This is a genomic window from Kosakonia cowanii JCM 10956 = DSM 18146, from assembly GCF_001975225.1.
GTDB lineage: Bacteria > Pseudomonadota > Gammaproteobacteria > Enterobacterales > Enterobacteriaceae > Kosakonia > Kosakonia cowanii.
On sequence record NZ_CP019445.1, the window covers coordinates 42,174 to 54,301 of the forward strand.

Genomic DNA, 12,128 nt, shown 5'->3' on the forward strand with positions numbered 1-12,128 from the left:
GGGAGGCAACAATGTTACTTAATATCGGCGGCGACAAAGAGCGCCATTTTCTGGCGTTACAGGCCCTGCTGAACCCGGATGACAGCCGCGATGATGTGCTGCGTAAAATTACCCAGCTCGCCGCCAGAATGTTAAAAATACCCGGCAGCTTTATTTCCGTGCTTGATGATGAGAATCAGTATGTGCGGGCCGCGATCAACTTCCAGCTGGAGACCTCGTCGCGGGTTAACTCCTTTTGCCGCTATGCCGTCGACAGCGGTAATCCATTTATCGTGCCGGACACTTTGCAGGACGCCCGCTTTGTCACGCATCCGCTGACCGTTGCCAGCCCTTTTATTCGCTTCTATGCGGGCGTGCCGCTGACCACCCGCGATGGCATTACACTCGGCACGCTCTGTGTGGTGGATACCAATCCTCATACCGTAACCAAAGAGCAGATTGATACGCTGCGGCTGCTGGGTGAACTGGCAATGTCGTTTCTGGAAGCCTGGCACTACGCCGGCCTGACGGATGCCATTACCGGGCTGCCGAACAAGCTGCACCTGCTGCGCGATATCCAGTTGCTGAACGCGGCGAACGATACCGCCGAGCGCAACCTGATTCTGATTGACTGTATCGACATGCCCCGCGCTTTCGAACTGGCGCGCACCCGCGGCATGGCCCCGGTTGAAAACCTGCTGCGCGATATGGCAATTATGCTGCCTCTGCGCCTGCGCCCGCTGAAGTGCGGCAAACTCTATATGGTAGCGACGGGCCGCTTTGCCCTGCTGACGCGTGCGTCGGACAATATTTCGGCCTGCGCCATCGCCAATCGCTTGCAGGGCGTCAGCGCCGAGCTGGAACCGGGCATCACCGTCGAGTTCCGCGTGCATACCGCGGGCAAAACCTTTATCCCCGGCGATCTCTCCGCCAGAGAGGTACTCAATAAAGCAGTGCATGCCCTGCATGAGCGCATCCGCCAGAACACCTTCCAGCTGCCGGAAACCATCATTGATGAGGATGCCGCGGCGATGCCGGTGCTGATGGAGGAGCTGGCGCAGGCCATCGATGGCAAACTGTCAGGGCTTTATCTCGTCTACCAACCGAAAATGTGTCTGCAAACCGACGCGCCGGTTGGCATTGAAGCGCTGATCCGCTGGCGGCATCCGCAAAAAGGCGAACTCTCGCCAGGGATGTTTATTCCCTTTGCTGAGCAGGCCGGTCTGCTACAGGATCTGACAGGCTGGGTTATCGCCAATGTGATTACCCAACTGGCAAGCTGGCATGCGCTCGGGCTTGCACTGCCGGTCTCCGTCAACGTCAGCATTCAGGATATCTCCGCGCCCGGCTTTGCCGACAGCCTCGAAGCGCGCATGATCCGCGCCCGCCTCCCCACCAGCCTGCTCGGCATTGAGTGTCTGGAAACTGAACGCATCATTGAGAGTGCGGCAGCGTTGAAAGGCCTGGAGATGCTGAAACTGCGCGGCTTCCCTATTTCGCTCGATGATTTCGGCACCGGCTACAGCAACATCAGCTACCTGCGACGTATGCCGATCGACATCATCAAACTGGATCAGAGCCTGATCTCTAAACTGTCAGAAGATACCGCCTCGCGCATTATCGCCCGCAGTATTATCGGCATGCTGAAAGAGCTGGATTATGTCGTGCTGGCGGAAGGGGTGGAGAATGCGCAGACCGGTGCAACCCTGCAAAAGTATGGCTGCGACCAGGCGCAGGGTTATCTCTATGCCCGCCCGCTTCCGGCCCAGGAGATGAGCAGCTGGCTGGAGTGGAAGATCCGTACCTGATATAGCAACAATTTGCCGTTTGCTCACACAGATCTTCGCCAGGCGGCGGAACGCCAAATAAAATATAATTATCAATTAGTTAGGATTATGTCGCCGCCGCTTCGTAATACATATATACATTTAATGTATACAAGATCGCGTATTCACAAATAGTGTGATTGAATTCATTGCATCCCGGAGTAATATTCGTCTGAAATAATGTCTTCAAATGGGTAGTCCATGAAAAACGTCATACTGAGTATGCTAATAAAAATGTCCAGGATGGACGCGCAAATGAAAGAGCTGACCGCCCAAATCGAGGCGCAGTCGCTGGTCGTTGCCGCCCTGACGCTGACCGTCGGCAAAGGCGGCGGGCTGGATGAAATGGTGGCAAGCATTAATAAGTCGATTAACTCCGTGCTGGAGACGCCCGACGCCGCGCTGCAATCCGACGCCGAGCTGCTGCTGGTGAAATTTCATGAGCAGGTGGAATTAACGCGCGCCGTCAGCAAAGAGTCGGATGAGATCCCCACCGTCGTTACAGGTGGTGACCTGACAACCGATCAACCCGGGCAGAGCTAACCTGCCGCTTTTTACCCGGCGTTTACCCACGCCTGGTTCTGTATCACCACCCGGTAGCCGTCGGCATCGGCAAAGGTGCGCCCGTGACGATCCCAGTAGGGGTTAAACGACGCCACCGGAATAAAACCGGCATCCAGCATCGTTGCGCAGGCCGCCTCCCACTCCGCTTTCTCGGGGTAGTAGAGCACCAGCAAATCTTCGTCCGTCTGCGAAGGCTGCACCGGATGATGGTGGCAGAGGGTTAATTCCATATGCCAGCCCAATCCTTCCCGGCCTAACATCACGCCGCTGAAACCTTCATGATCGCTGAAGTCCGCAATACGCTTCAGCCCTAATCCTTTGCTGTACTGCTGATAAGCCTGCTCAAGGTTGGTCACCGGCCTGGCAATTCTCATATGAGTAAACATTCCGCGCTCCTGTCATTGGGTTAATTGCCTTTAGCCTACACAGAATTCGCGGGTCGATTTGTCGGTAAGAGCCTAAGTACTTTCGCATAGAGATTATATTCTTGCGAGCTCTCTTCTTATACGAGTAAGTAAGATAAAAAAATAAAATTTCTTTGCATAGCGCATGAGATGCCAGTAGCTTAACAACCGCCAGCAAGAGTAAATAATGTATTGAACAGCAACTATTGCGCAGCCGCCGGCATAAAACCATTTCCATGCACCCAGCGTTTCATTACTCCATGTAAACCACCCCCCTACGGCTGCCATTATTCCAATGAGCAGCATGAAAAAAGGAAACCAAAAAACATTCTTTTTAATAACCAATTCCGAGTTGGCGTAATTGTATAAGCTTTTGCCATTGAATACGGATTTACAAAAGCTACTATGTTTTTTACGGTCGAGTAGATAAAACCTTATAGCATAGTCACTTAATGCATAGTCCTGCGTCATTTTATACTCTGATAGCTTCAATTCCTGCTGATAAGCGTCTAACGCATCGTTCTCTGTAGCACACGTTTTTAAATAGGCTACCGCCTCCGCTTTCTTCGCACTGGAAAGGGAAAAGAACGTTTCAAAGATAAGTACTTTTTTCAGAAATGGTAATACAGGCACTAATAACTTAACGGCACCGGCGATCGATGATACTTCCATATTTACTCCCATGAGATGCGGTTTTCTGATTAGTATAAAAGCAAAGAGTTCGCATAATGTAAAAAATATATCCCTGTTTCTAATAAGATATATTTATCATAATTTAATTATTAGCGTTTTATTAATCACCCTAATTAAAGAATTAATATCAGCAAACGCGGAATATAAAAATGCAGGCAGCTACCCATAAAAAAGCCCGCCGGGCGGCGAGCTTTTTCGTGCATCACGTATGGATTACTCTTCAGCCAGCATCTTCTCTAACCGCGCCCGCACGTTATCATCCGGCTCCGCGTGGAAGGCGGTTTCCAGCATGCCGTGCAGCTCGGCCGGGAGCTGCTCTTCCGGCCAGCCCTCCAGAGCGTTGAGCGCCATCAGACGGTTACGCACCACCGGGCTGCGCAGGCCGGTTTTAATAAGCGACCAGCCCATGCCCGGAAAACGGTTGAGATCCTGGAGGATAAAATCGAGCGCGCCGTGCTGGCGATACTCAGCGCCGAGACCCATCAGCGTATCTGGCCCGCTGGCAATGGCCGCAAGATCAAGCTGCTGCTCAGCGAGTTGCAGAATGCGCTCCATGCGCTGCGGGCTTTCGGTCTGCATCAGTTCGTACCAGTTCGCTTCATTGGGCACCGTTTGCTGGCGGGCAAAAACCTGCTCCCAGGTGTCGATGCCTAACAGCTTCGCCGCGCGCAGGGCGAGGTAAAAATCGCCGTTATCGCAGGCGGTGAGATCCTGCTGCACGCGCGTCAGCCACTTCTCCTGCGCGACAATCGCCTCGACATCATCCGCAATCTGCTGGCGGATCTCATCGCTCCAGCCTTCCGCTTGCAGCGTCTCCCAGTTGTTATCTTCATCACCGGCAAACGCGCCGATGGCGCTGGTGTTGAGCAGGTTGCGCAGATCGTCATTTTGACTGCGGCGAAGCAGCGTGAGATAGCGGTGACAGGCCTGCGCGCCCTCAGGGTAGTCATGGATATCGCGCGCCGGGCCGCCGGCAATCAGCGCCGCGAGAATATCGCCCGCGCCGGTCAGCACGCCATCATCCACCGCGTCGACCGAAAGCGCCGCCAGCAAGCGCCCTTTGGTGGCGCAGTCCCAGGCGGTGTACTCATCCATTACAGAATTGGAGTAGCCCTCGCGCAGCAGCCACTCTCGTGTGGCGGGCGAGACCTCATCCGGCAGGCGCTCGATAAGCTGAATACGCCCCCAGCCGGTGACCCGTTTCGCCAGCGCCGTCAGCGTTGCATCAAATGCCTCTTCCGGCAACATGTTGCGCAGGGCGACGGCGGTAAAAAGCGTAAACTCCTCATGCAGCCCAAGCGTGGTCACCAGCGCCCGGTTTTCGTCGGAGGGGAAAAAGGCCAGCAGTGCAATGGCGCATTTGACAGCGTTGCGATCCGGGCTGTTGGTCGCCAGCCACACCATCAGGTCGTGAACCTGCTGCGGCGACAGCGACGGCGCTTCCGGTAGTTTGTCGGTCAGAATATCGATGTAATCAAGCGGCGGGCGCGCTTTCAGCAGCGCATAGAAGGTGTTCATATTAGCCGGGGAGGGTTTGCGCAGCACGGCGCTTAATGCGCTGATAATCTCATCTGCCGCCTCTTCTGCGTCTGCGCCGCCGCCGTGATGACCAAACGCGCCGTCCATGCCGCCCGCCACCCAGCGCAGCTCGCCCTCTAGGGTATCTTCATCCGGCAGGGTTTGCGCCTGCTCCGGCAACGGCGCGCTGCCGTCTGCATAAGGGGAGAGAAAGTGGTAGATGCTCTGTCTGTCGCCCGGCCAGGGAAGCGGGAAAGGTGCGCCCTGCTCTGCTGCCTCTTGTTTACCGAGGAGTTTTGCTAACCATCGCTGCATACTCATATTCCTTGTATTGAATTCCTGATGTTCGCCGGATGCGCAAAACGCCGACCTTATGCCTGTTTATAGCTGATTATGCCCCTGCCGCACAGCGTTGCCCCCCTGATCAAGTAGGTGATCGTACCTTTCGGAGCAGTAACAATCCCTCTACAACGAGATAAATCCTGGGGTAACGCGTGCGCTATGAATGCAATGAAGTGCTGAACGATCTGGTGAACTACTTTCTGCTTGCCGATATCCGCCTGCTAAAAAAGTTCAAAGATGACAACGATCTCGCTGACGACCTGGCAACGGAGTTTACCCGTAATGAGAGCGGCGATAAGGCGGTGCTCGAAGGTGTGCTGATCCCGATGACGGGCGTTGAAAACTACCCCTACACCATTATTTTCACCCTGCCACCCGAGACGCCGGAGCTGCTGAAAGCGGAAAACAATCTCCAGCACCGCCGCCCAGGTTACACGCTGCGCGTCGAGCATGGTCAGGTGCAGCTCTTTACCTGGCGCATTCTCGACGACTTCACCGATAAAAGTATCAGCGCGTTATTGCAGCGCTATGAAGCGCCGAACCGCCCGCATATCGCGCTCGAAAACGGTACTTACTCGGTGGAGATCCTTGCGGGTGAAGTGTTCCGCGAGGATGACTATCAGCCAGCATTTGAGTTTGTGCTGGAGAAAAACGACGATGCGAAGCCCGCAGCCGACCTTGATATCAACTATCTTTTTAGCGTCGACAGCCAGAGCTATTAATTGAGAGCGCCCAACAATGAGTAATGAGAGCGATATCCGCCCGCTTCCGCCGCTGATTTGGCCGGAGTTTACCGATCAGCACGCCCGCCTTGTCTGGTGGCGCGACTGTGTGCACGCCTGGCGCGACCAGTGGGATAACCCTGCTCTCGCAACGCCCGCCAGCGACGCGGAGATTGCTGACCTTGAGCAGCGCATCGGCTGCCCGCTGCCGCCGGTGCTGCGCACCTATCATCAGCAGATTGGTGAACTGAACCTCGCCGAAACACTGTGCAGCGTGACGCCTGCAAAATACGCCGCTATCGAACCACTGCTGGCGGCCTATCCTGGCATTAGCGACATTCTTGAAGATGTGCCGCAGGATGACCCGCAGTGGGAACTGGTTAACAACCTGATCGCCTTTGGCGACTATCTTGGCAACGGTAATTTGTGGTGCTTTCACCGCGAAACCGGCGAAGTGTGGTATTTCGACCACGACACTTCGCCGATGCTGACGCAGATATTCCGCGATGCCGGGCAGTATCTCGACGCACTGATGTTCAAATGCCTGCTCGAAGCCCACGGCGAGGAGGAGAATGAGGAATTGCTGCGCGAACGGCTCGGGGATGAGGTGGTGGAGAAGTGGATGTATTAATGGAAGCGACCTCGTATTAGCTGGAAATAATTCTGTACAGATTACAGGCAGCTCCTTAAAATTCCCCCACAGATAATGCAGCCTTTGGGATATGGGAGGAAGTATGGAAATCAATGTGATTACGCTGATGAAAGCGATCATCGGTGGTGCAGGTTTAGGATTTGCCCTTCCCGGCGGCCTGTCATTTCTGATTCCAGCTTTCACCGTTACGGCAGGTATCGCATACAGCTTTGCTTTAGCAGGTGCGGTAGCGCTCCCTGCGCTCTATGCGGCAAGGAAGTCTGCTCACTAAAATGCACTTTTTTGACTGGCTTGCACCGCAGAATACACAGGAGTTAACCCGCTTTTATTTCATCCTGTGTACAGGTTATCTCGCAGTGCATCTCATCTGGGATGCCCTATGCAAAGAGACTCCGCCCTTCTCGCTTGATAAACTCCAGTTCAAAATGAATGAGGTCTACTCCTCCTCGACCTTTGCAACCAGCGCTTTTTTTATTGTTATCCTGTTTGATATTAAAAACCCGCTCAGAACATCCGACGCCTTTATTTTCCCGTTAATCATCGCCGCATTAACAGGGTTTATGATTTCGCTATCTGCAATCGCTCCTAAAAAAATAAAAATAGAGTAAGCCTGCTATTACAAGTTTCTCTAAATTCGCAAATTTTGAATATGAAGTGCTTCAACAATCTAAATCTTATAGCGTCACATATAAAAAACCCACTGTAGAAACAGTGGGTTAAATTTAATTTAGTTCTGTGGGAAATTCAGGAAAAGCTATCCGATCATTCCCACTCAATCGTCGCTGGCGGCTTCCCGCTGATGTCATATACGACACGGGAAATACCGTTAACTTCGTTGATAATGCGGTTAGAGACGCGGCCCAGGAAGTCATACGGCAGGTGCGCCCAGTGGGCGGTCATAAAGTCGATGGTTTCGACCGCGCGCAGGGAGACAACCCAGTCATACTTACGGCCATCGCCCATCACGCCAACAGAACGCACGGGCAGGAAGACAGTGAACGCCTGGCTTACTTTGTTATAGAGATCGGCTTTGCGCAGCTCTTCGATAAAGATATGGTCCGCGCGGCGCAGCAGGTCGCAGTACTCTTTCTTCACTTCGCCGAGTACGCGAACGCCGAGGCCCGGCCCCGGGAACGGATGGCGGTACAGCATGTCGTACGGCAGGCCGAGTTCGAGGCCGATTTTACGCACTTCATCTTTGAACAGCTCTTTCAGCGGCTCAACCAGACCCATCTTCATCTCTTTCGGCAGGCCGCCAACGTTATGGTGAGACTTGATAACGTGCGCTTTACCGGTCGCAGAGGCTGCGGATTCAATCACGTCCGGGTAGATGGTGCCCTGTGCCAGCCACTTCACATCTTCCAGCTTCAGCGCTTCTTCATCGAACACTTCCACAAAGACGCGGCCGATGATTTTACGTTTCGCTTCCGGATCGTTCTCGCCCGCCAGCGCGCCGAGGAAGCGCTCTTCTGCCGGAACGTGAACAATGTTCAGACCAAAGTGGTCGCCGAACATATCCAGCACCTGCTCGGCTTCGTTCAGGCGCAGCAGGCCGTTGTCGACGAAGACGCAGGTCAGGTTTTTGCCAATCGCGCGGTGCAGCAGCATGGCGGTGACGGAGGAGTCCACGCCGCCGGAAAGGCCGAGGATCACTTTATCGTTGCCGACCTGCTGGCGGATGCGCTCAACGGCGTCATCGATGATTTTTGCAGGTGTCCACAGTGCTTCGCACTCGCAGATATCGCGCACAAAGCGCTCCAGCATACGCAGCCCCTGGCGGGTGTGCGTCACTTCCGGGTGGAACTGCACGCCGTAGAAACGCTTCTCTTCGTTAGCCATAATGGCGAACGGGCAGGTTTCAGTGCTGGCAACGGTGACAAAGCCGGACGGGATCGCCGTCACTTTATCGCCGTGGCTCATCCACACATCCAGCAGCGCTTTGCCGTCTGCGGTCAGGGCATCTTCAATTCCACGGATCAGCGCGCTTTCGGTCTGCACTTCAACCTGCGCATAACCAAATTCACGCTCGTTAGAGCCTTGAACGTGGCCGCCAAGCTGCATCGCCATGGTCTGCATGCCGTAGCAGACGCCGAGCACCGGCACACCGGCGTCGAAAACGTACTGCGGCGCGCGCGGGCTGTTCTCTTCGGTAGTGCTTTCCGGGCCGCCGGAGAGGATGATGCCGCTTGGGTTGAAGTCGCGGATCTGCGCTTCAGTGACATCCCACGCCCACAGTTCGCAGTAGACGCCGAGTTCACGCACGCGGCGTGCGACTAACTGAGTGTATTGCGAGCCAAAGTCGAGGATAAGAATGCGATGTTTATGAATATTGTCCGTCATTGACGTTAGTTCCGAGGCAAAGAGCGAGATAGAAAAGTCAACGCCCGGCAAAAACCGGGCGCGAATTGCATTAAGAACCCATGCGGTAGTTCGGGGATTCCTTGGTGATGGTCACGTCGTGAACGTGGCTCTCCTGGATGCCCGCGCCGCTGATGCGCACGAACTCCGCTTTGGTGCGCAGGGCGTCGATGGTACCACAGCCGGTCAGACCCATACAGGAACGCAGGCCGCCCATCTGCTGGTGAATGATCTCTTTCAGACGGCCTTTGTAGGCCACGCGGCCTTCGATACCTTCCGGCACCAGTTTGTCGGCGGCGTTGTCGGTCTGGAAGTAGCGGTCGGAGGAGCCTTTGGACATCGCACCCAGCGAGCCCATCCCGCGATAGGATTTGTAAGAGCGGCCCTGGTAAAGTTCGATTTCTCCCGGGGACTCTTCGGTACCTGCCAGCATAGAACCGACCATCACCGCGCTTGCGCCAGCGGCGATCGCTTTAGCGATATCGCCAGAGAAGCGGATGCCGCCATCGGCGATAACCGGGATGTCCATCCCTTCCAGCGCTTCAACCGCGTCGGATACAGCAGTGATCTGCGGAACACCCACACCGGTAACAATACGGGTAGTACAGATAGAGCCAGGACCGATACCCACTTTCACCGCGCTGACGCCAGCTTCAGCCAGCGCGCGAGCGCCTGCGCCGGTCGCAACGTTACCACCGATGATTTGCAGATCCGGGTATTTGGCACGCGTTTCGCGAATACGCTGCAACACGCCTTCAGAGTGGCCATGGGAGGAGTCAATCAGCAGCACGTCAACACCGGCGGCAACCAGCGCATCAACACGCTCTTCGTTGCCCGCGCCCGCGCCGACCGCTGCGCCAACGCGCAGACGACCCTGCTCATCTTTACAGGCGTTCGGTTTACGTTCTGCTTTCTGGAAGTCTTTTACAGTGATCATGCCGAGCAGGTGGAAGCTATCATCCACCACCAGCGCTTTTTCAACGCGCTTTTCATGCATTTTGGCAAACACGACTTCGCGTGCTTCACCTTCACGAACCGTTACCAGACGCTCTTTCGGCGTCATATAGACGCTGACCGGCTGGTTAAGGTCGGTAACAAAACGCACGTCACGACCGGTGATGATGCCCACCAGTTCGTTCTCTTCGTTCACTACCGGATAGCCAGCGAAGCCGTTGCGCTCGGTCAGCTCTTTCACTTCGCGAAGAGTAGTAGTCGGCAGCACGGTCTGCGGCTCTTTTACCACGCCAGACTCATGTTTCTTCACGCGGCGTACTTCATCTGCCTGGCGCTCGATAGACATGTTTTTGTGAATAAAGCCAATGCCGCCTTCCTGTGCGAGGGCAATCGCCAGACGCGCTTCCGTTACGGTGTCCATTGCCGCAGAGAGCATAGGAATGTTCAGGCGAATGGTCTTCGTCAGCTGAGTGCTTAAATCGGCGGTATTCGGCAGAACAGTGGAGTGGGCGGGAACGAGGAGGACGTCGTCAAACGTCAAAGCTTCTTTAGCGATACGTAGCATGGGCAATATCTCTGACCTGGGTGGTTAAATATTGCCGTGGCATTATACAGAGCGTAACCGATTGCATCTACACTTTTTTGGAAAAATACTTGTAATCGGGTGGCATCAGGCTACTATCGACCGAATAACTTGCTGATTTAGAATTTGATCTGGCTCACATGTCCTCATTGCAAACTCCCTCCATTTATACTGTCAGCCGTCTTAACCAGACGGTGCGATCGCTACTGGAACGCGAGCTGGGCCAGGTGTGGATCAGCGGCGAAATCTCCAACTTTACCCAGCCAGCTTCCGGTCACTGGTACTTCACCTTAAAAGATGACACCGCCCAGGTGCGCTGTGCAATGTTCCGCAACAGCAACCGCCGCGTCACCTTCCGCCCGCAACATGGGCAGCAGGTGCTGGTGCGCGCCAACATCACGATGTATGAACCGCGCGGTGAATACCAAATCATCGTCGAGAGCATGCAACCGGCGGGTGAAGGGCTGTTACAGCAGAAGTATGAGCAGCTGAAAGCGAAACTGGCAGCGGAAGGGCTGTTCGAGCAGCAGTTTAAACATCCCCTGCCCTCACCGGCGCACTGCGTTGGGGTGATCACCTCAAAAACCGGCGCCGCGCTGCACGATATTTTGCATGTGCTGAAACGCCGCGATCCGTCTCTCCCCGTGGTGATCTACCCGACCGCCGTACAGGGCGAAGATGCACCGGCGCAAATCGTGCGCGCCATTGCCCTTGCCAACAGCCGTAACGAGTGTGACGTGCTGATTGTGGGGCGCGGCGGTGGTTCGCTGGAAGATCTCTGGAGCTTCAACGACGAACGCGTCGCGCGCGCCATTTTTGCCAGCCGTATTCCGATTGTCAGTGCCGTTGGCCATGAAACGGATGTCACCATCGCCGATTTCGTCGCCGACCTGCGCGCGCCAACCCCTTCGGCGGCGGCGGAGATTGTCAGCCGTAACCAGCTTGAACTGCTGCGCCAGGTGCAGGCGATGCAGCAGCGTCTGGAGATGGGGATGGATTACTATCTGGCAGGGCGCAACCGCCGCTTTGCCCAGCTTCATCACCGCCTGCAACAGCAGCACCCGCAGCTGCGCCTCGCGCGTCAGCAGACGGTGCTCGACCGCTTGCAGCAGCGCATGCACAACGCGCTGGATTCACAGCTTAAGCGCGCGAATACGCGTCAGCAGCGCGTAGTGCAACGGCTCAATCATCACAACCCGCAGCCGCGCATTCACCGGGCGCAAACGCGGGTGCAGCAACTTGAGTATCGCCTGAGCCAGTCGATTCGCGATCGTCTCGGCAGCACGCGCGAGCGCTTCGGCACCGCCCTCACCCATCTGGAAGCCGTCAGCCCGCTGGCGACGCTGGCGCGCGGCTACAGCGTCACTACCGCCACCGACGGGAAAGTACTGAAACAGACTAAGCAGGTGAAAGCGGGCGATACGCTCACCACCCGCCTGAATGATGGCTGGGTCGAGAGCGAGGTGCGCATTGTCACACCGGTGAAACAACCGAGAAAACGAAAAACTCCGTAGTTAAAACTCTTAGTGCGGT

12 protein-coding genes are annotated in these 12,128 nt (G+C 55.4%); 7 read left to right on the forward strand and 5 right to left on the reverse strand.

Features of this window, described 5'->3' with window-relative positions; translation table 11 throughout:
* Positions 1-11: 11 nt before the first annotated feature.
* Both BWI95_RS00205 and BWI95_RS00210 read left to right on the forward strand, forming a co-directional pair.
* Complete coding sequence (locus BWI95_RS00205) at positions 12-1,787, forward strand: EAL domain-containing protein (protein WP_054803502.1); 1,776 nt, start codon at positions 12-14, stop codon at positions 1,785-1,787.
* A 273-nt stretch (positions 1,788-2,060) separates the two neighbouring features.
* Entirely contained in the window at positions 2,061-2,348 is a 288-nt protein-coding gene (locus BWI95_RS00210) for a sigma-S stabilization anti-adapter protein IraP (RefSeq protein WP_415859151.1), read from the forward strand.
* Positions 2,349-2,359: 11 nt separating this feature from the next.
* Here the strand turns inward: BWI95_RS00210 and BWI95_RS00215 are convergent, their stop codons facing one another.
* From BWI95_RS00215 to BWI95_RS23185, 3 genes are all read right to left on the reverse strand, one after another.
* Positions 2,360-2,755: a VOC family protein gene (locus tag BWI95_RS00215; RefSeq protein WP_054803500.1), complete on the reverse strand. Its 396-nt coding sequence runs from the start codon at positions 2,753-2,755 to the stop codon at positions 2,360-2,362.
* 93 nt (positions 2,756-2,848) lie between these two features.
* Entirely contained in the window at positions 2,849-3,445 is a 597-nt protein-coding gene (locus BWI95_RS00220; RefSeq protein ID WP_076768812.1) for a hypothetical protein, read from the reverse strand.
* Between the two features lie 234 nt (positions 3,446-3,679).
* Positions 3,680-5,299 (reverse strand): hypothetical protein, encoded by a 1,620-nt coding sequence (locus BWI95_RS23185; protein WP_054803499.1) that lies wholly within the window; start codon positions 5,297-5,299, stop codon positions 3,680-3,682.
* 179 nt (positions 5,300-5,478) lie between these two features.
* Between BWI95_RS23185 and BWI95_RS00230 the strand changes: the two genes are divergently transcribed.
* The 4 genes from BWI95_RS00230 (at position 5,479) to BWI95_RS00245 (ending at position 7,308) form a co-directional block, all read left to right on the forward strand.
* Positions 5,479-6,048 (forward strand): hypothetical protein, encoded by a 570-nt coding sequence (locus BWI95_RS00230; protein WP_076768813.1) that lies wholly within the window; start codon positions 5,479-5,481, stop codon positions 6,046-6,048.
* Positions 6,049-6,064: 16 nt separating this feature from the next.
* Complete coding sequence (locus BWI95_RS00235; RefSeq protein WP_054803498.1) at positions 6,065-6,679, forward strand: SMI1/KNR4 family protein; 615 nt, start codon at positions 6,065-6,067, stop codon at positions 6,677-6,679.
* 103 nt (positions 6,680-6,782) lie between these two features.
* Positions 6,783-6,971: a hypothetical protein gene (locus BWI95_RS00240; RefSeq protein WP_023481154.1), complete on the forward strand. Its 189-nt coding sequence runs from the start codon at positions 6,783-6,785 to the stop codon at positions 6,969-6,971.
* A 1-nt stretch (position 6,972) separates the two neighbouring features.
* Positions 6,973-7,308 carry a hypothetical protein gene (locus tag BWI95_RS00245; RefSeq protein WP_076768814.1) on the forward strand — a complete coding sequence of 112 codons (336 nt, stop codon included), beginning with the start codon at positions 6,973-6,975 and terminating at the stop codon, positions 7,306-7,308.
* 154 nt (positions 7,309-7,462) lie between these two features.
* Here BWI95_RS00245 and guaA read toward each other — a convergent pair whose 3' ends face one another.
* Both guaA and guaB read right to left on the reverse strand, forming a co-directional pair.
* Entirely contained in the window at positions 7,463-9,040 is a 1,578-nt protein-coding gene (gene guaA, locus BWI95_RS00250; RefSeq protein ID WP_076768815.1) for a glutamine-hydrolyzing GMP synthase, read from the reverse strand.
* A gap of 70 nt (positions 9,041-9,110) precedes the next feature.
* On the reverse strand, positions 9,111-10,577 hold the full coding sequence (gene guaB / locus BWI95_RS00255) for an IMP dehydrogenase (RefSeq protein ID WP_023481215.1): 1,467 nt from the start codon (positions 10,575-10,577) through the stop codon (positions 9,111-9,113).
* Positions 10,578-10,735: 158 nt separating this feature from the next.
* On the opposite strand from guaB, the gene xseA reads away from it, so the two are divergent.
* Entirely contained in the window at positions 10,736-12,109 is a 1,374-nt protein-coding gene (gene xseA, locus BWI95_RS00260; protein ID WP_054803497.1) for an exodeoxyribonuclease VII large subunit, read from the forward strand.
* Positions 12,110-12,128: the final 19 nt, after the last annotated feature.